The sequence below is a fragment of the Mesorhizobium sp. M0152 genome (assembly GCF_040322415.1).
Lineage (GTDB): Bacteria > Pseudomonadota > Alphaproteobacteria > Rhizobiales > Rhizobiaceae > Mesorhizobium.
In genome coordinates this window covers 126,191-148,743 of record NZ_JAMYTH010000009.1, presented here as the reverse complement: position 1 = coordinate 148,743, position 22,553 = coordinate 126,191, and the positions used below count along the sequence as shown (strand labels likewise).

Sequence of the window (22,553 nt, the reverse complement as noted above, 5' to 3'; positions counted from 1 at the left end):
TCGTCTGCGAAAGCGCGTCAGCCGCGCTTGACCGCCCGCGCGGGATTGCCGACCACCGTCGTGTTGTCAGGCACATCGCGCGTCACCACGGCGCCGGCGCCGACGATGGCGCCCTCGCCGATGCTGACGCCGGCGAGCATGACGGCGCTGCCGCCGATCCAGGCGTTGGCGCCGATCTCCACCGGCCTGGCGATCTCCAGACCGGCCTGCCGTCCGGCAGCTTCCTTGTGATGCTCAGCGCAATAGATCTGCACATTGGGGCCGAGCAGCGTTCCCTTGCCGATGCGAACGCTTGCCGTATCGAGAATGATGCAGCCGGCATTGAGAAAGACGCCGTCGCCGAGAAAGATGTTGAAGCCATAGGCGCAGTGAAACGGCGCCTCGATGCGGGCGCCCCGGCCCACGCTGCCGAGCAGCGCCTTCAACCCTGGCCCGAGATCGCCGCGCTGCCGCGGCGGCAGCGAATTGTGCTCGAACACGGCGTCGCGCGCCGTAACGCGCAGGGCCTCCAGTTCATCGTCGAGGCATGCGTACCATTCGCCGGCCGCCATCTTTGCGCGCTCGCTTCCAGCCATGACGGGACCTCCGGTGGACGGCATTGCCAAAGCATAATTGCAGTGAATGGAAAGTCCCTGCACCCTGCAACACCGACTTGCAATCCTCATTCGCTTTTTAGGGGTCATGCGCTGGTCAAATGCCGGGCCTATGCTAGCCTGTTCTTGCTGGGCTACCTGGCCCGGGATCGAGGGGATCAATCATGCTTTATGTTCTCGCACTTCTGATCGGCGTCATTGCCGGTCTGCGCGCCATGACCGCGCCGGCAACCGTCGCCTGGGGCGCGTATCTCGGCTGGCTGCCGGTTGCCGGCACCTGGGCCAGCTTCATGAGCCACTGGGCAGCTGTCGGCATCTTCACCATCCTGGCCATCGTCGAACTGGTCACCGACCAGCTACCGTCGACGCCAAGCCGCAAGGTGCCGCAGCAATTTGGCGCCCGTATCCTGCTTGGCGCCTTCAGCGGCGCGGTGATCGGCGCCATCGCCGGTTCCACCATCGGCGGCCTGATCGCCGGCGCCATCGGCGCAGTCATCGGCACGCTCGGCGGTGCGGAAGTACGCGGCCGGCTGGCAGCAAGCTTCGGCAAGGATCCACCCGCCGCCTTTATCGAGGACGCGGTGGCGATCATCGGCGGCTTGCTCATCGTGGCGGCGGTGGCATGACGGCCAAAACCTTCGACGCCATCGTCATCGGCGCCGGACAGGCCGGCCCTTCGCTGGCTGGCCGGTTGAATGACGCCGGCATGAGCGTGGCGCTGATCGAGCGCAAGCTGGTCGGCGGCACCTGCGTCAACACCGGCTGCATGCCGACCAAAGCCATGGTCGCCAGCGCCTATGCGGCGCATCTCGCCCGCCGAGCCGCCGACTATGGCGTCACGCTCGAAGGCCCCGTCGGCGTCAACTACGAGACGATCAAGGCGCGCAAGGACAAGGTGACAATCGACGCCCGCACAGGGCTCGAGACCTGGATCGGCAGCATGGACAAATGCACGCTCTATCGCGGTCATGCGCGTTTCGAATCGGCGAACACGGTGCGCGTCGGCGACGACCTTTTGACCGCCGAAAAGATATTCCTCAACACCGGCGGTCGCGCTTCCGTGCCTGACCTGCCCGGCATCCACGACATCGACTATCTGACCAATTCCTCAATGATGGATCTCGACGTTTTGCCGCGCCATCTCGTCGTCGTAGGCGGCAGCTACATCTCGCTTGAATTCGCGCAGATGTTCCGTCGCTTCGGCTCGCAAGTCACCGTCATCGAAAAAGGCCCGCGCCTAGCCGGCCGCGAGGACGAGGACGTTTCGGCAGCCATCCTGTCGATCCTCGAAAACGAAGGCATTGCGATCCATCTCGGCGCCGACGACATCGCATTTGCCAAGCAAGGCAACGACATCGCCGTGACCTTCTCGGCCGGCAAACCAGCCGCCGTCGGCTCGCACGTGCTGTTGGCTCTGGGACGAGCACCCAACACCGACGACCTTGGCCTCGACAGGGCCGGCGTCGAGGTCGACAAGCGCGGCTTCATCATCGTCGACGACCAATTGCGCACCAGCGTGCCCGGCATCTGGGCGATGGGCGACTGCAACGGCAAGGGCGCTTTCACCCATACCTCCTACAACGACTACGAGATCGTCGCCGCCAACCTGCTCGACGATGATCCGCGCAAGGTCAGCGACCGCATCGAAGCGTACGCGCTCTACATCGACCCACCGCTCGGCCGCTGCGGCATGACCGAGGCCGCAGTGAGAAAGTCCGGCCGCCGCGCGTTGGTCGGCCAGCGCCCGATGACCCGCGTCGGCCGTGCCGTCGAAAAAGGCGAGACGCAAGGCTTCATGAAGATCCTGGTCGATGCCGACACCAGGGAAATCCTCGGCTGCTGCGTGCTCGGCCCCGGCGGCGATGAGGCCGTGCATTGCGTGCTCGACCTGATGTACGCCAAGGCGCCTGTCGACACGCTGGCGCGCGCCATGCACATCCACCCCAATGTCTCGGAACTGCTGCCCACCATCGCCCAGGAGTTGAAGCCGCTGGCCTGAGATCTGGAGCAATTCCAAAAGTGGGAAACGGTTTTCCGTCCGGAGTTGCGTAAGGGCTAAGAGAGATAAGGCAGTTCAACGTTTTACTGAGACGCCGAGCCCGGATGGCGCGCCCTTCCGTCCGCTCCACGCTTTCTGCATTGCTGCCTTGCGGCAATAGAGGTTGTGCCCCGTACGGCTCCTCGGGCAGTCTCCCGATTGAACCGATTCATTCTGGACGCCCCATGCCTTTGCCGATCCTTGCGCTTGCCATTGCGTCCTTCTGCATCGGCACCACCGAATTCGTCATCATGGGCCTGCTGCCGGAGGTAGCAGCCGACCTCGGCGTGTCCATTCCCTCGGCCGGCCAGTTGGTCACTGGCTATGCGCTGGGGGTCGTCTTCGGGGCGCCGATCGTGGCGATGGCGACCGCGCATTTGCCGCGCAAGCCGGTGCTGGTTGGACTGGCCGTGCTGTTCGTCGTCGGCAATCTGTTCTGCGCCATCGCCCCCAACTACTGGCTGCTGATGGCCGCGCGCGTCTTCACCGCCTTTGGCCACGGCGCCTTCTTCGGCATCGGATCCGTCGTCGCCGCCAGCCTGGTGCCGCGCAACAAGCGCGCCAGCGCCATTGCGCTGATGTTCGCCGGACTGACGCTGGCCAATATCCTGGGCGTTCCGGCCGGCACGGCGCTTGGCGAAGCCTTCGGCTGGCGCGCCACCTTCCTGGCCGTCGTCGGCATCGGACTGATCTCGGTCGCTTCGATCGCCTGGCTGGTGCCCTCCGATGTCGCCGAGCCGAGCGGCGGCGGCCTGCGCGGCGAACTGCGCGTCTTGGGCAAGCTGCAGGTCTGGCTGGCGATGCTGATCGCGGCCCTTGCCTCAGCCAGCCTGTTTGCCGTCTTCACCTATATAAAACCCTACCTCACCGACGTCTCCGGCCTGTCCACCGCGGCGGTCACCTGGGTGCTGCTTTTGTTCGGCGCCGGAATGACCATCGGCAACATTATCGGCGGCAGGCTGGCCGACTGGAAACTGATGCCGACGGTCATCGGCACGCTGCTGTTGCTGGCGCTCCTATTCGTCTGCTTCATGCAGTTCGGCGCGATAGCGAGCGTCGCCATCGGCATCGTCTTCCTGTGGGGCCTGCTCGTCTTCGTCGTCGTGCCGCCGCTGCAAATCCGCGTCGTCGAGGCGGCCTCCGAGGGGCCGAACCTCGCCGCCACACTCAACCAGGGCGCCTTCAATGTCGGCAATGCGGGCGGCGCCTGGATCGGCGGCATGGCCCTTTCCCTAGGCGTTTCCTACGCGAATCTGCCATTGGTCGGCGCCGCACTGGCCCTGCTGGCGGTCACCGTCGCGGTCCTGACGCAGGCGCTGGACCGACGCGCGCCCCTCCCGCTTCAAGCTCCGGCGGAGTAATCTGTTGCGCCCATAGCGCGGCGCGCTGGACCAATCGACATCGGCGCCTTCAATGGGCATGTCTTCCGCGCTCGAAGGAGGACGTCATGCAGAAATCGATCGAACGCATCGCCGGCGACAGCGACGGCGTTTCCTACGAATTCCCGCTGTTCCGCTTCGCCGGTGCGGACAAAGCGGCACCATCGGCCTATCTGCAGGCGGCACTCCATGCCGGCGAACTGCCAGGCGTCGTCGCCATCGATGCGCTGATGCCGATGCTTGGCCAGGCTGAAGCCGAAGGCCGCATCAGAGGCGAGATCACCATCGTGCCCTGGGCCAACCCGATCGGCCGCGCGCAATATCATTTCGGCGAGCATCAGGGTCGTTTTCATTTGGGCACCCGCACCAACTTCAACCGCGGCTTTCCGCTGCTCGCCGCGCCCGACGCGGCGCTCTTACCCAACGCCGTTCTTGGCAGTGCCGACCAACGGCTGAAGACCCGGCTGGTGCAGCTTTCGCTCGGCCACGACATCGTGCTCGACCTGCATTGCGACGATGAGGGCCTCGCCTATCTCTACGTCCACACAAGTCTCTGGCCGGCCGTGGCCGATTGCGCTGCCGCCATGGGCGTCGACGCGGTGGTGCTGTGGAGCGAGGATACGGACGGCACCTTCGAAGGCGCCTCGATCATGCCCTACCAGAACGTTCCCGCCGAGATCGCCAAGTTCGATCGTCGTGTCGCCACCACGGTCGAATATCGCGGCATCCTCGATGTCGACGGCGCCCTGGCCGCCGCCGATGCCGAAGGCCTCTACCGGCTGCTGGTGACGCGCGGCGTGGTCGCCGACAGCACCCTGCCCGCGCTTGCCCCCTTCAGCGGCGTCGTGGCTCCACTGGAGAACATCGACATGATGCCGGCGCCCCGGGCGGGTGCGGTCCTCTATGACGTAAAGCCCGGCGATCGCGTCGCGAGGGGCACGCGTCTCGCCACCATCGTGCATGCACCGGGCGAAGCCGACGGCCGCACGGAAGTGTTCGCACCGCAGGACGGCATCGTCCTGACCCGGCGCTCGCGCCGCATCATCCGCGCCGGCGAGGATCTGTTGAAACTGGTCGGCGAAAGGAAGAGCGCTGATGCCAGATCGGGCACGCTGGAGGATTGAGGGCTCACGCCACCATTGAATCCTGTTGCGTGGCCGCTCAATCGCCGCTAAGGGAATCGCCATGAACATGCGTTCGATCAAGACCATTTGGTGGTGGGCCTGCTGACAGCGGCCTGTTCGAGCACGTGCGCGTGAAAAGAGAGGGTGGCCGCAGCGGAATGTCCGGGCGGCCATTTGTTTTTTAAAGCCATTCCCGGGTCCGTTGCCCCAAGGAGCTGATGGAGACGGCAATGACGATGAAGATTCTGGACAACGGCGCTGAAAGTTTCGTGACCGCGGGTGGCATCACCATCACCCGCGAGCGCCACGACCGCTCCTATGCGGGAGCGATCGACAGCTATGTCGACGGCTTGAATTCGCGCCGGGGCGCGGTGTTTTCCTCCAACTATGAATATCCCGGCCGCTACACGCGCTGGGACACCGCCATCATCGATCCGCCGCTGGTGATCTCCGCGCATGGGCGGGCAATGCGCATCGAGGCGCTGAACGGCCGTGGCGAGGTGCTGTTGCCTGTCATCGGCAAGGCTCTCGGCAGCTTGGCCGATGTCACCATTGCCGAGACTTCGAAGAAGCTGATCCGCCTCGATGTGGCCAAACCCGGCCGTATCTTCACCGAGGAGGAGCGTAGCCGCGTTCCATCGGTGTTCACCGTGCTGCGCGCCATCACGGCTTTGTTCAAGACCGGCGAAGACGCCAATCTCGGCCTCTACGGCGCCTTCGGCTACGATCTCGCCTTCCAGTTCGACCCGGTCGACTACAAGCTCGAGCGCAAGCAGAGCCAGCGCGACCTTGTGCTGTTCCTGCCCGACGAGATCCTGGTCGTCGACCACTATTCGGCCAAGGCCTGGACCGACCGCTACGACTACGCCGGCGAGGGTTTCTCGACCGAGGGTCTGCCGCGCGATGAGATCGCCGAGCCGTTCAGGACCGCGGACCGCATCCCGCCGCGCGGCGACCATGAGCCTGGCGAATACGCCGATCTGGTGCGCCAGGCCATGGACAGCTTCAAGCGCGGCGACCTGTTCGAAGTCGTCCCTGGCCAGATGTTCTACGAGCGTTGCGAGACGCAACCGTCGGAGATTTCGCGCAAGCTGAAGTCGATCAATCCCTCGCCCTATTCCTTCTTCATCAATCTCGGCGAAGGCGAGTACCTGATCGGCGCCTCGCCGGAAATGTTCGTCCGCGTCAACGGCCGCCGTGTCGAGACCTGTCCGATCTCGGGCACCATCAAGCGCGGCGACGACGCCATTTCCGACAGCGAGCAGATCCTGAAACTGCTCAATTCGAAGAAGGACGAATCCGAGCTCACAATGTGCTCGGATGTCGACCGTAACGACAAGTCCAGGGTCTGCGAGCCCGGCTCGGTGCGCGTCATCGGCCGCCGCCAGATCGAGATGTATTCGCGCCTGATCCACACCGTGGATCACATCGAGGGCCGCCTGCGCGAAGGCATGGACGCTTTTGACGCCTTCCTGTCGCATGCCTGGGCTGTCACCGTCACCGGTGCGCCGAAACTGTGGGCCATGCGCTTCATCGAGCAGAACGAGAAGAGCCCGCGCGCCTGGTATGGCGGCGCGATCGGCATGGTCAATTTCAACGGTGACATGAATACCGGCCTGACGCTGCGCACCATCCGCATCAAGGACGGCATTGCCGAAGTGCGTGCCGGCGCCACATTGCTGTTCGACAGCATTCCCGAGGAAGAAGAAGCCGAAACCGAACTCAAGGCATCCGCCATGCTCTCCGCCATCCGCGACGCGAAAACGGGCAATTCCGCCAGCACCGAACGCACCACCGCGCGCGTCGGCGATGGCGTCAATATCCTTCTGGTCGATCACGAGGATAGTTTCGTCCACACGCTGGCCAACTATTTCCGCCAGACCGGCGCCAACGTCTCGACCGTCCGCACGCCGGTGCCGGAGGAAGTCTTCGAGCGGCTGAAGCCGGATCTCGTGGTGCTGTCGCCCGGGCCGGGCACGCCGAAGGACTTCGATTGCGCCGCGACCATCAAGAAGGCCCGTGCCCGCGAGCTGCCGATCTTCGGCGTCTGCCTTGGCCTGCAGGCATTGGCCGAGGCCTATGGCGGCGAGCTCAGGCAGCTGCATGTACCCATGCACGGCAAGCCGTCGCGCATCCGGGTCTCCAAGCCGGGCATCATCTTTTCCGGCCTGCCCAAGGAAGTCACCGTCGGCCGCTACCACTCGATCTTCGCCGACCCGGTGCGGCTGCCCGACGATTTCGTGGTCACGGCCGAGACCGAGGATGGCGTCATCATGGCTTTCGAGCACCGCAAGGAGCCGATCGCCGCGGTGCAGTTCCACCCGGAATCGATCATGACGCTCGGCCATAACGCCGGCATGCGCATCATAGAAAACATCGTCGCGCACCTGCCCCGCAAGACCAAGGAAAAGGCTGCCTGACGAAGATGGCCGAACCCGAGAACACGGCGGCGATGGCGGCGAAGGCCGCCGCGAAGCAGAAGGTCGCCAATCTTGCCTTCTGGTCGATCGTTGTCGCCTTTGTCGTGCTCGCGCTGAAACTCGCCGCCTGGTACGTCACCGGCTCCGTCGCCCTCTATTCGGACGCGCTGGAATCCATCGTCAACGTCATTGCCTCGGTGGCCGCGTTCTGGGCAATCCAGGTCAGCTATAAACCGGCCGACCAGGATCACCCGTTCGGCCATCACAAGGCGGAATACTTCTCGGCCGTGCTCGAAGGCGTGCTGATCGTGGTCGCCGCCCTTTTGATCCTCAACGAGGTCTGGCGTTCCTGGCAGGCTCCGGCGCCTCTCGAACAGCCTTGGGAAGGCCTTGCCGTCAACGGCGTCGCCACTGTCATCAATGCCTTCTGGGCGTGGATGCTGATCCGCACCGGCCGGGCCTCGAAATCGCCCGCGCTGGTCGCCGACGGCAACCACATCATGACCGACGTGGTGACTTCGATCGGCGTCTTCGGCGGTCTGGTCGGTGCTATCCTCACCGGTTGGCAGATCCTTGATCCGGCACTTGCCGTCATCGTTGCGCTCAACATCCTGTGGCAGGGTTGGCACGTCATCGGCTCGTCGATGAACGGCCTGATGGACCGCGCCGTCGACACCCAGGAGCACATGCATATTCGCGACACCATCTCGGCAAATTGCAAGGGTGCGCTGGAAGTGCATGACCTGAAGACGCGCATTGCCGGCCGCGCCACCTTCATCGAGTTCCACCTGGTGGTCGATGCCGACATGTCGGTCGGAGCGAGCCATGTCATCTGCGACCGCATCGAGGATGCGCTGAAGGCCGAAATCCCCTCGGTGCGCGTCACCATCCATGTCGAGCCCGACGACGAGGCCAAGCTGCCGAAGGGCACGACGGCGGTGCCCTTCGCGTGAGGTCAGGTCAAGGCGCGCAGGCCGATTGCGGCATCGGCTGCAGCCGGTAGACCTTGTCGTCGGATTTCGTCTTGCCGTCGGCGGCTTTCGAACATAGGTCGACGATCGCCAGGCCGCTGTTGGGGTTGGCCAGCATCATCGTGCCGTCGGCGCCGCGCTTCAGGAAAATCTCCTTCTGCGCGATTCCGCAGGAGAAATCGCTCATCTTCGCGCTTGCCGCGCAACGCCATTGGTCGGCCTCACCCTGGCAGGAATAAGTCTGCGTGACCTTGGCCGACTTCTGCCGCGTGGTGACCGAGACGGCGATGTCGGCGCCATCGGGCCAGTTGGCGGCGTCGCCGCCCGAGGCGAAGGACGCGAGTTCCACCGGCCCGCGGAAAACCCGGATCGACTGCGTTAGCTGGTCGGGATGCGAGCCGAGATGCGAAGCATCATAGTCGCGGCCGTAGCAGAACGCCTGGTCGGGTTTCAGCCGCTCACGCAAAGGCGGGCCAAGCGCCGGATCAAGGGGATCGATGCGCGCGAACTCCGCCTTGCAGGTCGCGGCCGGCATTGGGTCGAGGCGAAAATCGTCGTCCTGCGAGCCGAGCGCCTGCTTGTCGTATTCCGCCGTGCCGAGTTCCTCTTCCGAATCGGCGTCGAGATAGATATCGGGCTGCAGATCCGACAGGATCAGCCGGCCCTTGTCGTCGATCTTCAGCGACGCGAGCGTGCGGTCGCAGTCCATGCCGCAATGGATCGGGCCTGATTTGTCGTCTTCCGACTCGCGATTGCACCAGCCGCCGGCCCATTCCGGCGCCTTGGCCCCGCGTACCGTGGTGGTGACGAAGCCATTGTAGGACGTGTCGGAATTCGCCGTTGGTTCTTCGTTTGGCCGACTGACCGGATCGTGGCCGTAATAGAAGAAGATCCGGGCCACCTTCTGCTTCGGGTGCGCTTTGAGGTGTGCCGCGTCATAGACACGCCCGAAACAGGCGTCCGCCCCGTTCGGGCTGAGTTCTGTGAGCTTGAGCGCACCGTCGGCAGCGGCTGTATCGGCCAGCAGACCGAGCAAGGCGACGCCGAGCACGCCGGGCACCAATATCTTGCTGAACGCCATGTGACCCCCTCCTCGCATCGACAGGACGCAACGTCGTTTTATGCTAGTATTGCGGCCGCTGCCACGCAATTTGCGAGGAGCAGCAAAGCGGAGGAGATACCAATGCGCCGGCGCGATATGTTCCGGGCGGTGCTTGCCGGAACCGGGACGGTCTTTGGTTTGCGGGCGGCGCAAACCGCAAGTGCCGAGCCCGCCAGGCTGAAGGTCGCCTATCATCTGAGCGATCTCGAGAAGGTCAATTTTGTGCTCGGCAACATCAAGAACCACTATGAAGGCACCGGCGGCAATGTCGACATCGCGCTGGTCGTGCATGGTCCGGCCCTTGCCGCTTTCAGGTCGAAAGGCATATCGGCAGCGGTCTCCGGTCGCTTCGCCGGCCTCGTGCAGCAAGGGCTCGAGCCGCAAGCCTGTGCCAATACCATGCAAGGCATGGACATTTCCCTGGCCGACCTGCTCGATGGCTTTCATGCCGCCGACAAGGGTGGCGTCGTCAAGCTCGCCGAACTGCAAAGCCAGGGCTATGCCTATCTCCGGCCGTAGTGCACAGTCTTGATCGTGTTGAAAAATCTCCGGAGAAACAGCAGTGCCAGCCACGACCGCGCTTACCATCCCCGATCTCGCCGGCAAGGCGGTGCTCGTCACCGGCGCCTCGACCGGCATAGGCGCGGCGCTTGCAATTGCCTATGCCGCGCAGAAATGCCGGGTTGGGCTGCACTATAATTCGAGCCGCGAAGCCGCCGAGAAGCTCGGCAAGACCATTGCCGACAATGGCGGCGAGGTCTTCCTCGTCCAAGGTGACTTTTCCGTTGCCGCCGATGTCGAACGCGTCGTCGAGGACAGCGCCCGGTATTTCGGTCGCCTCGACGGGCTGGTCAACAATGCCGGCGGCATGCTCGGTCGCGTGCCCTATGCCGAGCAGACCGAAGCGCATTACGATGCGGTGATGGACCTCAACGCCCGTTCGGTGCTGACCGCCTCGCGCAAGGCGATACCGTGGCTGAAGAAACAGGGCGGCTTCATCGTCAACACCTCGTCGATCGCCGCACGCAATGGTGCCGGCGGCGGCGCCGGCCTCTACGGCTCGGCCAAGGCTTTCGTTTCCAACGTGACGCGCGGCATGGCCAAGGAACTGATCGGCTTCGGCATCCGCGTCAACGCGGTGGCGCCGGGCACTATTCTCACGCCGTTCCACGAACGCTATTCGACCGACGAACAGATGAAGGGAATGGTCGCGACCATTCCGCAGGGGCGCGCCGGCACCGCACAGGATTGCGTCGGCGCCTATCTGTTCCTCTCTTCCGATCTGTTGAGCGGCTACATCACCGGCCAGGTGATCGAGGTGAATGGCGGCCAGTTGATGCCTTGAGCGACGATCTGCATACTGGCGATCTGCATATTCTTGTCGAAGAAGGGAGACAAAGGAATGTACGGACTGATCGGCAAGATGCGGGCGGCGCGCGGCCAGCGCGACGCGGTCATTGACCTGCTTCGCGAAAGCACCGGCGCCCTGCCAGGTTGTCTGAGCTATATCATCGCCCGCGACCCTGCGGATGCCGATGCGATCTGGGTGACCGAAGTGTGGACGGATCAGGCAAGCCACAAGGCTTCGCTGCAACTGCCCGAAGTCCAGGCGGCCATCGCTAAGGCGCGCCCCTTCATCGCCGGCTTCGAGTTCCAGGTAGAGACCCACCCGGTCGGCGGCTTTGGCTTGCCTGACGACAAGACGGGCTGATCGGACGGACGGCTTGATGCCGACGCGGAGTTCGTAGGCTTCACTCGACACGCACAATCCGATTACAAGCTTCGCCAGTTCACCGCGTTCCCAAATCGCGCACGTGCTTGCAATGCTCGAGAGATGGACTAAGTTCTGTGAACTAAGTCCATTTGGAGCGACCTGCGATGCAGACCGTGAACATTCACAATGCGAAGACCAACCTTTCACGTCTCGTTGACCGAGCCGCCAAGGGCGAGCCGTTCATCATCGCCAAAGCCGGCAAACCATTGGTCAAAGTCGTAGCTATCGATCAGCCGGCCCAACAGGCACGACGGATCGGCTTCATGGCCGGCCAGTTTTCCGTCCCCGACGACTTCGACCGAATGGGCGGTGAAGAAATCGGGCAATTGTTCGGTGCCAACGGGTGAAACTGTTACTCGACACCCATTTGTTGCTGTGGGCGGCTGCCGAGCCGGATCGGCTGCCGCCTGCGGCTCTCGCCGAAATTGAAAATCCGCTCAACGAATTGCTCTTCAGTGCCGCCAGCCTTTGGGAGATCGCAATCAAGCGAGGACTTGGGCGGGACGATTTCCAGGTCGATCCCCGTTTGCTGCGGCGAGGACTATTTGACAATGGCTATCACGAGTTACCGATCACCAGTGAACACGCAGTCACAGTTGACGGACTTCCGACGGTCCACAAGGATCCCTTCGACCGAATCCTGGTCGCCCAGTCGATCGTGGAGGGCATCACCTTGCTGACGATGGACGATCTTGTCGCCTGCTATCCTGGTCCTATACGAAAGTTCTGACCGGGACACCCAGCAGCAAACTGCGGCAACCGCGCGTTACAGCTTCCTTTTCGGCGTAACGGGGTTCGCATCGCCCCGTTTCGTGTCTAAGAGCAAAAAATGGATTCCTCGGCCGAGCTGCCACCCCCGGACCTGCCCGTTGTCGAACGCATGGCGCGGGTGCGCAAATTATGGCAATGGCTGGTCCTGCTGGTCATATCGGCGCTGTTTGCCGGCGCGCTGGAATTCGCCGCACTGCCGGCGGCGCTGCTGATCGGGCCGATGCTGGCGGCCATCATCGCCGGAGCCAACGGCGCCACGGTGCGGGTGCCGCGCCTTCTGTTCGGCTCCGCCCAGGCGATTGTCGGCTGCCTCGTCGCCGCTTCGATCTCTGCCGACATCTTTCCCGTCTTCTACCAGGAATGGCCGCTGTTCCTTGGCGTGGTCATTGCCACCGTCGCCGCTTCCAGCCTGCTCGGCTGGCTGATCAGCCGCTGGCGCATCCTGCCCGGCACCACCGCCGTCTGGGGCTCCTCGCCCGGAGCGGCCACCGCCATGGTGCTGATGGCCGGCGCTTTCGGCGCAGACCAGCGGCTCGTCGCCTTCATGCAGTACCTGCGCGTCATTTTCGTTTCGGTGACGGCAGCTCTCGTCGCCAAGATGTGGGTCGACACGTCAGGCATCGAAGTTCCGCCCATCGTCTGGTTTCCGCCGATCGACCGCCAAGCCTTCGCCGCCACCATCGGCATCGCGCTCGCCGGCGGCCTCGTGGGGAAGCTTTGCCGGTTGCCGTCGCCCTTCTTTCTCGGCACCTTCATCTTTGGCGGTCTCATCCATCTCGGCCTTGGCGTGGAGATGCAATTGCCGCCCTGGCTGCTGGCAGCCAGCTACGCCCTGGTCGGCTGGTCGATCGGGCTGAATTTCACCCGGCCGATCCTGCGCCATGCGACGCGCGCTCTGCCGCAGATCATCGCCTCGATCGTGGCGCTGATCGCGTTTTGCGGCGGCATGGCCTTCACGATCAGCCATCTCCTGGGTATCGATCCGCTGACCGCCTACCTGGCGACCAGCCCAGGCGGCATGGACAGCGTCGCCATCATCGCCGCCGCCGCGCAGAACGTCGACATCTCCTTCGTCATGGCGTTGCAATCGGCACGCTTCCTCGTCGTGCTGCTGGTTGGCCCGAGCGTCGCACGCCTGGTGGCGAGATCGATCAAGGAATAGATAAAGTCGCCGCCCCGGAGTTGGCAATCGACCGGCCGAAACCTGCTGGCGTTGCCGCAGTGCGACAGCACTCGGCACTTTGAGCACTGATTGCCAAAAAATACTTGACTCACATACTCATATTTGAGAGCGCGGGGACGCAATCCTTTATGAGAAAATGGAGACGAGTTGATGCGAAAGCGGCCGACGACATGGTGCCTGGGAATTTCATTGCTGGGCGGTACGGCGATGCTCGGCCAACTCAGTGCTCATGCCCAGGACAGCGGAACCGCTACGGTGCTCGACACGGTCGAGGTGACCGCGCAGAGCAACGAGATCCTGGTGCAGGATGGCTATGTCGCCAAGAAGGACCGCATCGGCACCAAAACGGACACGCCGATCGTCAGGATCCCGCAGGCGATTTCGGTGGTGACGCAAAAGCAGATCGAGGACCAGAAACCGCGCACGCTGAATGAGACGCTCGGCTATACCGCAAGCGCCAATCCCAACAGCTTCGGCTTCGACACGCGCTATGATGCCTTCTTCCTGCGCGGCTTCCAGGCTTTCTACAACGGCCTGTTCCGCGATGGGCTGCGCCAGTACAACGGACCGTCGGCCTGGTTCAAGACCGAGCCCTACGGCATCGAGGGCGTCACCATCCTCAAAGGCCCGGCATCCTCGCTTTACGGCGTCAGCGGCCCTGGCGGCATCGTCAACGTCGTCACCAAGCGCCCCAAGGATGAGCCGTTCCGCGAGATCGAACTGCTGGCCGGCGACCACAACCGGTTTCAGGCTGCGCTCGACGCTTCCGGGCCTGTCAACGCGGACGGCAGCATTCTATATCGATTCACGAGCCTTGGTCGCCTGAGCGAGACCGATCTGCCCGGCTATCCCGACGACAAGCTTTACCTGGCGCCGGCCGTCACCTTCAAGCCTGACGAGGATACCAAGCTCACCATCCTCGGCGAATATTCCAAGTCCGTCGCCGGCGGCACGGCGGCTTTCTACAATTCGAGCTATGGCGTGCTATCGAATGTCTATGAGGGCGATCCGGCCTGGAATGATTTCGACCAGAGCCAAGGCCGCATCGGCTACGAGTTCGAGCACCGTTTCAACGATGTGCTGACGGTTCGCCAGAACCTGCGCTACAACGCTGTCGATAGCGACATCGAGTACAGCGGCCATTACTCGACCGGTGCCGACCAGCCGCTGGAGCGCTACTGGGGCCACTACACCGAAAACATGAAGAACTTCGTCGTCGACAACATGGCGCAGTTCGAATTCGACACCGGCGCGGTCAAGCACACCGCGGTCGGCGGCATCGATTATGCCTGGTCGGACTACGATGCCGGCAGCGGCCTGTCCTACGTTTCCATCGACGACATCAAGGCAATGCCGGTTCCTCACTCCGGCGGACAGGAGATGAACCAGCTCGGCGTCTATCTGCATGACCAGATGGAGTGGAACGACTTCACCCTGTTCACCAGCGGCCGGTACGACTGGGTCGACACCACCTCCACCGCCGCCGATTTCAGCACCTCGAAGCAGAAGGACAGCGCCTTTTCCGGCCGGCTCGGCCTGTCCTACCAGACCGAGTGGGGGATCACCCCCTACGTCAACTATTCGACCTCGTTCTCGCCAAATATCGGCTTCGTCTACGATGATGTCAGCAGCAGTGTCGGCCGCATCGCCCGCCCGACCATCGCCACACAGAAGGAGATCGGCGTCAAATACGAGATCCCGAATTACAATGCGACCGTCAGCGCCGCGCTGTTCGACATCGACCAGAAGGACGGCGTCGTCTTCGATGCCTCGACCGGCATCAACAAGCAGCGTCAGCTCGACCTGAATTCGCGCGGCGTCGAACTGGAAGCCAATGCATCGCTCGACAACGGCTTCAGTTTCATCGGGTCGTATACATACTTGCGGGTCCGGATCGAACGCGGCGCCGAAGGAACCGCGGGCAAGGAACTGTCGGCGACGCCGAACCACATCCTGTCGCTATGGGGCCACTATCAGTTCGAGAACGGCACGCTCGAAGGACTGGGCCTGGGCACCGGCGTGCGCGTTGCCGGCGCGAGCTATGGCGACGACGCCAATACCTTCAAGAACAGCGCGCGCGCCTTTGTCGACGCTTCGCTCTCCTATGATTTCGGCTACCGCAATCCGAAGCTCGAAGGCGTCAGGCTGCAGGTCAACGCCAAGAACTTGTTCAACAACCGGAAGAGTATCTGCTCGGCCGGCTATTGCTATCGCGACGAAGGCCGCTCGCTGTTCGCCAGCCTGCGCTATCGTTTCTAATGGACAGCTTGGAGCATGATCCCAAAAACCGGTGCCACTTTCGGGATCACGCCCTAGCTCGCCCTTGGCTGATGGCAGGCAACGAAATGGCCTTTGTCGACGAGCGAAAGCACGGGGCGCTCGTGGCGGCAGACCGACGTCGCCGCCACGCAGCGCGTGTGGAAACGGCAGCCCGACGGCGGATCGAGAGGGCTCGGCAGATCGCCCTTGAGCACGATCCGCCGGCTCGGCCGGTTGTCGACGTCGGGAACCGGCACCGCCGAGCGAAGTGCAGCCGTGTAATGATGCCGCGGCGCTGAGAAGACGGCGTCGACCGGCCCCGTCTCGACGATCGAACCCATATACATCACCGCCACCCGCGACGCGAACTGCCTGACCACCGATAGGTCGTGGGCGATGAACACGTAGGTCAGCTTGAATTCGTCGCGCAGATCGCAAAGCAGGTTGATGATCTGCGCCTGGATCGACACGTCCAGCGCCGACACTGGTTCGTCGGCAACAATCAGCTGCGGCCGCAGCGCAAGGGCACGCGCGATGCCGATGCGCTGGCGCTGTCCACCCGAGAATTCGTGCGGGAAACGCTCCGCATGCTCAGGAAGAAGTTCGACCCGGACCAGAAGATCCTCGACCCGGTCCGTCATTTCCGAGCGCGACAGCTTCTCATGCACGCGAAATGGGTCCGCCAGAAGGTCGCCGACGCGGCGCCGAGGGTTGAGCGAGGCAGCGGGATCCTGGAACACCATCTGCATCTGGCGGCGTATTGGCCGCAGCTGCCGTTGCGAGGCCTTGGTGATGTCGCGGCCTCCGAATTCCAGCGCCCCGGAGGTGATTTCGGTGAGCCGGACGAGACAGCGTCCCAGGGTCGATTTTCCGCAGCCCGATTCACCGACGATGCCCAGCGTCTCGCCGGGGAAGATATCGAGCGAGACCTGCTCGACGGCATGGACGATCCGCCGCTGAAAGGGCGAGCGCCCCACCGGATAATGTTTCGACAGATCGCTTGTTCGCACCAGCGGTTGCGGCCTGGATTCGGTCATGCCGGCACGGCCTTGGCAGCCAGCGTCCGGCGCAGATCCTGGCGGCCGACCTCGGGAAGAAAACAGGCCGACCGGTGCCCCTTCGCTCCGCCAAGCGACGGCTGCGCAACGCAGGCTTCATGCCGGAACACGCATCGCGGCCCGAAGGCGCAGCCATGCGGCATCTGGCTCAGCTTCGGCGGGCTGCCGGGAATGGCCGTCAGCCGCGCCGGGCGCGGACCGTGCATCGGCGGGATCGAGCCGAACAGGCCCCACGCATAGGGATGAAGCGGCTGGCGGAAAAGCTCGCCCTTGGCGCCTTCCTCGACCACGCGTCCGGCATACATAACCAGCACGCGGTCGGCCACGTCGGCAACCACACCAAGGTCGTGTGTGACCAGGACCACGGCAGATCCGAACTCATCGCGCAATCGGCCGATCAGCTCCAGGATCTGCGCCTGCACCGTCACATCGAGCGCCGTGGTCGGCTCGTCGGCGATCAGCAGCGCCGGATTGCACGACAGCGCCATGGCGATCACGGCGCGCTGACGCATGCCGCCGGATAGCTGGTGCGGATAGCGGTCGACGGCACTGCCGAGGCTCGGCAATCCGACCGCATCGAGCAAATCCACCGCCCGCTTGCGCGCGGCGGCGCGCGACACTCGCTCATGCGCGCGGATCTGCTCGATGATCTGGTCGCCGATCGTGTGGACCGGCGTCAGCGCCGTCATCGGATCCTGGAAGATCATCCCGATCTGCCGCCCGCGGACGGCATCGAGCGCCCGGCGCTTGAGCCCCAGTAACTCCTGGCCGAGAAAACGGACCGACCCGGTGACGACCGCGTTGGGACTGCTGATCAGCCCCAGCATGGCGAGCAAGGTCTGGCTCTTGCCCGAGCCGCTTTCGCCGACGACGCCGAGGATCTCGCGCTGCTTGAGCGAGAACGAGACGCCGCTGACGGCAGGCACCACACCGCCCTCCGTGCGGAACGAGACGCACAGGTTTTCGACGACCAGAAGCGGCGCATCAGTGAGCATCTCGAACCCTCGGATCGATCAAGACAAAGGCGACATCGACGATGAAATTGGCCATGACCACAAAAAACGAGGCATAGATGACCGTCGCCAGGATCATCGGCAAATCGAGCGTCTGCAAGGCCCCATAGGTGAGCTTGCCGACCCCTTGCAAGCCGAAGACAACTTCCGTCAGCAAGGCGCCGCCGCCGACCAGGGCGCCGAAATCGAGCCCGAACATGGTGACGAAGGCGACGAGCGAGGTTCTCAAGCCATGACGCAGCAGCACACGGCGCTCGCCGATGCCCTTGGCGCGCGCGGTGCGGATGAAATCCTCCTGCATGGTCTCTATGATCGAGGCCCGCAGCACGCGGCCGTAAAGCCCGATGTAGAGCGTGGCGAGCGTGAACCAGGGAATGATCAACGCCTTGAACCAGCCCCACGGATCGTCGGTAAAGGCGATGTAGCCGAGCGGCGGCACCCAGGAGAACAGAAAGCTGTCATGCCAGCGGCTCTGGGTGACCAGGTTGGCGACTTCGCCCAGCCAGAAGACCGGGATCGACACACCGATCAGGCTGAGGATCATCAGCGTCCGGTCGAGCCACGTGCCGCGCGTCGCCCCGGCGACAACGCCGACAATCAATCCGCCGATGACCCAAAAGACCGCGGCACCGAACACCAGCGACAGGGTGACCGGGATAGCTTGGAGCACCGTCGGGACGACCTTCTGGCCGCGATTGACGAAGGAGGTAAGATCGCGGCTGACAAAGAGCCGCTTCATCATCAGCGCGTATTGGACAGGCATCGGCTGGTCGAGGCCGAAATCGTGCCGCACCTGGGCCAGCGTCTCCTGCGATGCGTTGCGCCCGGCAATGCGCGCCGACGGGTCGGCGCCCGGCGTGGCGAAGAAGATCAGGAAGGCGACGATGCTGATGCCGAACATCACCAGCGCCATTTGGCCGAGCCTGGAAACGAGCGCCGCCAGCATCAGACGACCCTGATCGAGGATTTCGGGTCGAGCGCGTCGCGCACCCCATCGCCCAATATGTTCAGCGCCAGCACGCAGATGACGATCGCCAGCCCTGGCGCCAGCGCGACGATCGGGCGCGAATAGAGAAGCCCTTGCCCGTCCTGGATGATGGTGCCCCAGCTCGCGTCGGGCGGCTGCACGCCGATGGACAGGAAGGACAGCGAAGACTCGGTCATCATGTTGAGCGCCAGGATAAGCGGCACGAAGACGATGACCCGGGTGATCACATTGGGCAGGATGTCATGGATCAGAATGCGCCAGGGCGACGCGCCGATGCCAATCGCGGCCGTGACGAACTCGGCCTGCATCAGCGACAGGACATGGCCGCGGATCGGCCGGGCGACATAGGGCACGTAGACAATGCCGATGATGAAGATCGGCAGCCACAGACTGCCGGAACGGATTTCGATCGGCCCGATGGCGATGCTTTGCGTGATCAGCACGATCGACAGTGAAATCGCCAGCAGGAAGATTGGAAACGCCCACAGCACGTCGAGAATGCGCGACAGCAATGTATCAACCAGACCACCGAAAAAGCCGGAGATCACGCCGAGCAATGTCGCCAGGCCAAGACATATCAGCGCCGCGGCGCCAGCGATCAGCAGCGAATTGCGCCCGCCATAAAGCAGGCGCGCGGCGACGTCGCGGCCCTGATTGTCGGCGCCTAGCATATAAGGCCCGAAATCCCATGTCGGTCCGAGCGGCGTGAAGCCCAGGCCGAGGCCTTCCGTCGACGCTTCCAGCACCTGCCTGGTCTGGCCGTCGACGATGATCTCGCCATTGAGATTGGTGGCAAACGCATCGGTCCGCGCCACATGGCGGGCGTAGAGGGGTGCGGCCAGCGAGGCGGCGGCGATCAGCACCAGCACGGCGAACGCCGTGATGGCTGCCCGATCGGCTCTGAGTTTGCGCCACGCCGTGCGCCACGGCCCCTCGGCGCCCCGGCGGCTTCGAACCGGCGCTTGCACGCCACTCAACTTGTCCATGATGGCTATGAATTTCAGATCAGCGGGAAAAGCAACCGCGGCGGAGGATATTGCATCGCTCCGCCGCGCATCGGATTGGGCCTGGTTGTTCAACCCCGGATCACTCAACCCACGACTGGCTCATGATCCAGTAGAATTGCGGGCTGAAGACGAAATTCTTCAGCCGCGGCGAGATCAGGTCGACGCGCTTGGGCGTGAACAGGACGGCCACGGGCGCTGCGTCGGTCACCGCCTTGTCGACGGCGGTCCACAATTGCGCACCCTTGGCCGGGTCCGTGACGGCCGCGGCCTGGGCCTCGCCCATCTTCTGGTCGATCGATTTGTCGCAGAAGCCGGAGATGTTGACCGAGGCATCCGAGCCCGGCGTGAACGAGGCGCAGCTGAACAGCACCTGCAGGAAATCCGATGGCGCGGGATAATCCTGGAACCACTGCGAGATGGAAATCTGCACCTTGTTGTTGGTGTTCTGAATGTAGGTGAACTGGATGTTCTGCGAGATGGGCTTGACCGAGGTCTTGTAGCCGAGCCCGTTCAGCACGTCCTGCAGGTAAACGCCGATCGATTTCGATACTTCGGTGTCCTCGGTGATGATCGTCACCTCCTGGCCGGCCGTGCCGGAGGCGGCGACCAGCGCCTTGGCTTTCTCCAGGTCGGGAGCCGACCACTTCTCGCCGGGGTTAGCCGTGAACGGGCAATAGGGCGCGTAGGACGGGAAGTCCGGCGGCAGGATTTGGCACGACGGCTGCGCCAGATTGCTGCCGCCGAACAGCTTGACTATGGCCGCCCGGTCTATGGCGTAGTTGACGGCTTGCCGCACACGGATGTCGTTGAAGGGCGCGAGATTTGTGTTCATCGGCGCATACCACATCGCCGTCAGCGGATGCACGGACACCTGCTTGGCGTATTTCGTACCCAGTTCCGCCAACCGGTCGGCCGGCGGCGGATCAAACATCCAATCGGCCTGGCCGTTCTCGACGGCGGTGACCGCCGCCTCGTCGGTGAGCCCGAAGCCATAATCTATCTCGTCAGGATATCCGGCCGGCTGCGCCTCCTTGCTCCATTCCTTGAAATGCGGATTGCGCACCATTTTGAGCAGACTGTTGGGATCGTAGCTGGCGATCATGTAGGGCCCTGTGCCGGGAACGGGCACGGTGCCCGAATCCTTGAGCGGCGCCTCGGCCGGCAGGATCGCCGCGTGCGGGATCGAGATCTTCTGGAGGAAGTCGGGATCAGGCGCCATCAGGTTGAAGGTGACGGTGCTTGCCGCCTCATCGGCAATGACGCCGCCATCGAGCGTGCAGGCCGCCGGTGCCTTGAGGCATTTGTCGGCACCGACGATGCCGTTGTAGAGCGTGCCCGTGGTCGGGCCGCTGATCTTGAACATGCGCTGGAACGAGGCCACGACATCGGCCGTCGTCAGGTCCGATCCGTCGGCGAACTTGATGCCCTTGCGCAGCTTGAAGACGTATTTCTTGCCGCCGTCTTCCGGCTTGGGCAGGCTCTCGGCCAAATCCGCCACCACGTCGAAGCCGGTCTTGTCGCCGGTTTTGCGGAAGGTCACCAGCCCGTCATAGAGCACGTAGTTGATCTGGAAATATTGCAGCGTGTAGTTGATGTGCGGATCGATCGTGCCGGCGGCTGCGTTGGCGAGAAGCTTGAGGGTTCCGCCAGCCTTGCCCTCCTGGGCGAAAGCGCCTGTCGTGGGCGCCGCCAGCATGAGGCCGGCCAGGCCGGCACCGGCCAACATTGCACTGAAAACCTTCCGGGATCGCATCGCCTTGCTCCTTGGGGGAAGTGGGTGATAGCAGCCGCGACGCACGCCAGGTGGCGTATGCCGGGCCGTTATCCATCACACATAGCCTATGGCGCACGAAACCCGCTGGGATAGCTGTGAATTAAGATAGTTTTGGCTCTCCAGGCGCTTCGCGGATAACAAGCGTGATCGCAAATTGCTTATTTGTTGGGCATTTTGCCGATATGCCCGTTTGACAAACATTGGCCGGCGAGTAAGCTTTTGCTCATGCAAGGTTTGTCCGGCGATTGCGAAAGTGAATTCCACACGGGGATGGCTGTTGACGCCGCGATGGCGGCAGCGATGCGCGTGCTTGCGCCCGCCGGTTTCACCTCGCTGATCTACGATTATACGCCGGTCCCGGTCAGCCATGACGGCGAACTGATCACGCCTTCGCTGATGGCGCTCGACAATGTCCCGTCCGGCATGCAGGACCTATGGTGCAAGGGCGGCTACTATCAACTGGATCCGGTGCAGGAGGCGGCCCTCGCGGTGTCGCGGCCGTTTCTTTGGTCGCACAAGGGCAGCCAGGGCGCGGTCATGCGGCGCGTCCTGCAGCGCAAGCATGATCCCGTGGTGGGCTATCTCCTGGACACCAAGATGACATGCGGCGTGACGGTGCCCATCCGCTTCCACGACGGCGATCTCGCCACCTTCACCGCCATCCGCCTCGATCCGGAGCCGGGCTTTGAAGCCGAGGCGCAGAGTATGTTGCCGGGCATCGGTGACCTCGGCCATCTCTTCCATGACTGCGTCTATGCCGGTTTCGACCAGCGCACCAGGACAAGCCAGTATTTCCATCTGACACCGCGGGAACGCCAGTGCCTGAGCCTGGCGGCCTGCGGGCTGACGGCCAAGCAGATCGCTCATGAAATCTGCCGCAGCGTGCCGACAGCGACGCTGCATCTCAATGCCGCAAGCCGCAAGCTTGGCGCCCGCAACCGTTTCCATGCGATCGCTTTGGCGGCCCATTACCGCTTGCTCGGGCCGATCAGCCAGGGCCAGAACCCGCCCCGCCGGATCAGTCAAAACTAACGTTATTGCTAGCTGGTCGCCTGCCGGTCCGCCTCTATACCTTCTGCCGCGAACAATGTCGCGGGCC

21 protein-coding genes are annotated in these 22,553 nt (G+C 63.5%); 14 read left to right on the top strand and 7 right to left on the bottom strand.

Annotation, left to right across the window (positions count from 1 at the left end; all coding sequences use genetic code 11):
- Positions 1-17: 17 nt before the first annotated feature.
- Positions 18-575 (bottom strand): sugar O-acetyltransferase, encoded by a 558-nt coding sequence (locus tag NKJ26_RS12550; RefSeq protein ID WP_352695474.1) that lies wholly within the window; start codon positions 573-575, stop codon positions 18-20.
- A gap of 182 nt (positions 576-757) precedes the next feature.
- On the opposite strand from NKJ26_RS12550, the gene NKJ26_RS12545 reads away from it, so the two are divergent.
- The 6 genes from NKJ26_RS12545 to NKJ26_RS12520 all read left to right on the top strand — a co-directional run bounded on the left by NKJ26_RS12545 (position 758) and on the right by NKJ26_RS12520 (position 8,507).
- Positions 758-1,219 (top strand): DUF4126 domain-containing protein, encoded by a 462-nt coding sequence (locus tag NKJ26_RS12545; RefSeq protein WP_352695473.1) that lies wholly within the window; start codon positions 758-760, stop codon positions 1,217-1,219.
- The gene (locus NKJ26_RS12540; RefSeq protein ID WP_352695472.1) at positions 1,216-2,592 is read left to right on the top strand and encodes an FAD-containing oxidoreductase; all 1,377 of its coding nucleotides are present in this window, start codon (positions 1,216-1,218) and stop codon (positions 2,590-2,592) included. The genes NKJ26_RS12545 and NKJ26_RS12540 overlap by 4 nt, the downstream gene beginning before the upstream one ends.
- Before the next feature lie 224 nt (positions 2,593-2,816).
- The gene (locus NKJ26_RS12535; protein WP_352695471.1) at positions 2,817-3,992 is read left to right on the top strand and encodes an MFS transporter; all 1,176 of its coding nucleotides are present in this window, start codon (positions 2,817-2,819) and stop codon (positions 3,990-3,992) included.
- An 86-nt stretch (positions 3,993-4,078) separates the two neighbouring features.
- Positions 4,079-5,134: a M14 family metallopeptidase gene (locus NKJ26_RS12530; protein WP_352695470.1), complete on the top strand. Its 1,056-nt coding sequence runs from the start codon at positions 4,079-4,081 to the stop codon at positions 5,132-5,134.
- Positions 5,135-5,364: 230 nt separating this feature from the next.
- Complete coding sequence (locus NKJ26_RS12525) at positions 5,365-7,554, top strand: anthranilate synthase (RefSeq protein WP_352695469.1); 2,190 nt, start codon at positions 5,365-5,367, stop codon at positions 7,552-7,554.
- 5 nt (positions 7,555-7,559) lie between these two features.
- Positions 7,560-8,507, top strand: a complete 948-nt coding sequence (locus NKJ26_RS12520; protein WP_352695468.1) for a cation diffusion facilitator family transporter — start codon at positions 7,560-7,562, stop codon at positions 8,505-8,507.
- A gap of 7 nt (positions 8,508-8,514) precedes the next feature.
- Here the strand turns inward: NKJ26_RS12520 and NKJ26_RS12515 are convergent, their stop codons facing one another.
- A complete protein-coding gene (locus NKJ26_RS12515; protein ID WP_352695467.1) occupies positions 8,515-9,606 on the bottom strand; it encodes a hypothetical protein in 1,092 nt (363 codons plus the stop codon).
- Between the two features lie 102 nt (positions 9,607-9,708).
- Between NKJ26_RS12515 and NKJ26_RS12510 the strand changes: the two genes are divergently transcribed.
- The 7 genes from NKJ26_RS12510 (at position 9,709) to NKJ26_RS12480 (ending at position 15,614) form a co-directional block, all read left to right on the top strand.
- The gene (locus NKJ26_RS12510; protein WP_352695466.1) at positions 9,709-10,146 is read left to right on the top strand and encodes a DsrE family protein; all 438 of its coding nucleotides are present in this window, start codon (positions 9,709-9,711) and stop codon (positions 10,144-10,146) included.
- A 43-nt stretch (positions 10,147-10,189) separates the two neighbouring features.
- Positions 10,190-10,972, top strand: a complete 783-nt coding sequence (locus NKJ26_RS12505) for an SDR family NAD(P)-dependent oxidoreductase (RefSeq protein ID WP_352695465.1) — start codon at positions 10,190-10,192, stop codon at positions 10,970-10,972.
- Between the two features lie 57 nt (positions 10,973-11,029).
- Positions 11,030-11,338, top strand: a complete 309-nt coding sequence (locus tag NKJ26_RS12500; RefSeq protein ID WP_352695464.1) for a putative quinol monooxygenase — start codon at positions 11,030-11,032, stop codon at positions 11,336-11,338.
- Positions 11,339-11,505: 167 nt separating this feature from the next.
- Entirely contained in the window at positions 11,506-11,748 is a 243-nt protein-coding gene (locus NKJ26_RS12495; RefSeq protein ID WP_027024409.1) for a type II toxin-antitoxin system Phd/YefM family antitoxin, read from the top strand.
- Entirely contained in the window at positions 11,745-12,131 is a 387-nt protein-coding gene (locus NKJ26_RS12490) for a type II toxin-antitoxin system VapC family toxin (protein ID WP_352695463.1), read from the top strand. Before NKJ26_RS12495 ends, NKJ26_RS12490 begins: the two co-directional genes overlap by 4 nt.
- A gap of 99 nt (positions 12,132-12,230) precedes the next feature.
- A complete protein-coding gene (locus tag NKJ26_RS12485) occupies positions 12,231-13,334 on the top strand; it encodes an AbrB family transcriptional regulator (RefSeq protein ID WP_352695462.1) in 1,104 nt (367 codons plus the stop codon).
- Positions 13,335-13,505: 171 nt separating this feature from the next.
- Positions 13,506-15,614, top strand: a complete 2,109-nt coding sequence (locus NKJ26_RS12480) for a TonB-dependent siderophore receptor (RefSeq protein ID WP_352695461.1) — start codon at positions 13,506-13,508, stop codon at positions 15,612-15,614.
- A 53-nt stretch (positions 15,615-15,667) separates the two neighbouring features.
- On the opposite strand, the gene NKJ26_RS12475 is transcribed toward NKJ26_RS12480, so the two are convergent.
- From NKJ26_RS12475 to NKJ26_RS12455, 5 genes are all read right to left on the bottom strand, one after another.
- Positions 15,668-16,651: an ABC transporter ATP-binding protein gene (locus NKJ26_RS12475; protein ID WP_352695460.1), complete on the bottom strand. Its 984-nt coding sequence runs from the start codon at positions 16,649-16,651 to the stop codon at positions 15,668-15,670.
- Positions 16,648-17,667 carry an ABC transporter ATP-binding protein gene (locus NKJ26_RS12470; protein WP_352695459.1) on the bottom strand — a complete coding sequence of 340 codons (1,020 nt, stop codon included), beginning with the start codon at positions 17,665-17,667 and terminating at the stop codon, positions 16,648-16,650. Before NKJ26_RS12470 ends, NKJ26_RS12475 begins: the two co-directional genes overlap by 4 nt.
- Complete coding sequence (locus tag NKJ26_RS12465) at positions 17,657-18,631, bottom strand: ABC transporter permease (RefSeq protein ID WP_352695458.1); 975 nt, start codon at positions 18,629-18,631, stop codon at positions 17,657-17,659. Before NKJ26_RS12465 ends, NKJ26_RS12470 begins: the two co-directional genes overlap by 11 nt.
- Entirely contained in the window at positions 18,631-19,659 is a 1,029-nt protein-coding gene (locus NKJ26_RS12460; RefSeq protein ID WP_352695457.1) for an ABC transporter permease, read from the bottom strand. Before NKJ26_RS12460 ends, NKJ26_RS12465 begins: the two co-directional genes overlap by 1 nt.
- Before the next feature lie 100 nt (positions 19,660-19,759).
- Positions 19,760-21,433, bottom strand: a complete 1,674-nt coding sequence (locus NKJ26_RS12455; protein ID WP_352695456.1) for an ABC transporter substrate-binding protein — start codon at positions 21,431-21,433, stop codon at positions 19,760-19,762.
- Between the two features lie 291 nt (positions 21,434-21,724).
- On the opposite strand from NKJ26_RS12455, the gene NKJ26_RS12450 reads away from it, so the two are divergent.
- The gene (locus NKJ26_RS12450; RefSeq protein ID WP_352600959.1) at positions 21,725-22,486 is read left to right on the top strand and encodes a helix-turn-helix transcriptional regulator; all 762 of its coding nucleotides are present in this window, start codon (positions 21,725-21,727) and stop codon (positions 22,484-22,486) included.
- Positions 22,487-22,553: the final 67 nt, after the last annotated feature.

Excerpts from the sequence above, each read along its gene's own strand:
- NKJ26_RS12465 (WP_352695458.1), bottom strand. The coding sequence starts at position 18,631 with ATGCTGGCGGCGCTCGTTTCCAGGCTCGGCCAAATGGCGCTGGTGATG.
- NKJ26_RS12460 (WP_352695457.1), bottom strand. The coding sequence starts at position 19,659 with ATGGACAAGTTGAGTGGCGTGCAAGCGCCGGTTCGAAGCCGCCGGGGC.
- NKJ26_RS12515 (WP_352695467.1), bottom strand. The coding sequence starts at position 9,606 with ATGGCGTTCAGCAAGATATTGGTGCCCGGCGTGCTCGGCGTCGCCTTG.
- NKJ26_RS12525 (WP_352695469.1), top strand. The coding sequence starts at position 5,365 with ATGACGATGAAGATTCTGGACAACGGCGCTGAAAGTTTCGTGACCGCG.
- NKJ26_RS12550 (WP_352695474.1), bottom strand. The coding sequence starts at position 575 with ATGGCTGGAAGCGAGCGCGCAAAGATGGCGGCCGGCGAATGGTACGCA.
- NKJ26_RS12495 (WP_027024409.1), top strand. The coding sequence starts at position 11,506 with ATGCAGACCGTGAACATTCACAATGCGAAGACCAACCTTTCACGTCTC.
- NKJ26_RS12540 (WP_352695472.1), top strand. The coding sequence starts at position 1,216 with ATGACGGCCAAAACCTTCGACGCCATCGTCATCGGCGCCGGACAGGCC.
- NKJ26_RS12475 (WP_352695460.1), bottom strand. The coding sequence starts at position 16,651 with ATGACCGAATCCAGGCCGCAACCGCTGGTGCGAACAAGCGATCTGTCG.
- NKJ26_RS12470 (WP_352695459.1), bottom strand. The coding sequence starts at position 17,667 with ATGCTCACTGATGCGCCGCTTCTGGTCGTCGAAAACCTGTGCGTCTCG.
- NKJ26_RS12520 (WP_352695468.1), top strand. The coding sequence starts at position 7,560 with ATGGCCGAACCCGAGAACACGGCGGCGATGGCGGCGAAGGCCGCCGCG.
- NKJ26_RS12455 (WP_352695456.1), bottom strand. The coding sequence starts at position 21,433 with ATGCGATCCCGGAAGGTTTTCAGTGCAATGTTGGCCGGTGCCGGCCTG.
- NKJ26_RS12510 (WP_352695466.1), top strand. The coding sequence starts at position 9,709 with ATGCGCCGGCGCGATATGTTCCGGGCGGTGCTTGCCGGAACCGGGACG.
- NKJ26_RS12450 (WP_352600959.1), top strand. The coding sequence starts at position 21,725 with ATGGCTGTTGACGCCGCGATGGCGGCAGCGATGCGCGTGCTTGCGCCC.
- NKJ26_RS12535 (WP_352695471.1), top strand. The coding sequence starts at position 2,817 with ATGCCTTTGCCGATCCTTGCGCTTGCCATTGCGTCCTTCTGCATCGGC.
- NKJ26_RS12545 (WP_352695473.1), top strand. The coding sequence starts at position 758 with ATGCTTTATGTTCTCGCACTTCTGATCGGCGTCATTGCCGGTCTGCGC.
- NKJ26_RS12500 (WP_352695464.1), top strand. The coding sequence starts at position 11,030 with ATGTACGGACTGATCGGCAAGATGCGGGCGGCGCGCGGCCAGCGCGAC.
- NKJ26_RS12530 (WP_352695470.1), top strand. The coding sequence starts at position 4,079 with ATGCAGAAATCGATCGAACGCATCGCCGGCGACAGCGACGGCGTTTCC.
- NKJ26_RS12480 (WP_352695461.1), top strand. The coding sequence starts at position 13,506 with ATGCGAAAGCGGCCGACGACATGGTGCCTGGGAATTTCATTGCTGGGC.
- NKJ26_RS12485 (WP_352695462.1), top strand. The coding sequence starts at position 12,231 with ATGGATTCCTCGGCCGAGCTGCCACCCCCGGACCTGCCCGTTGTCGAA.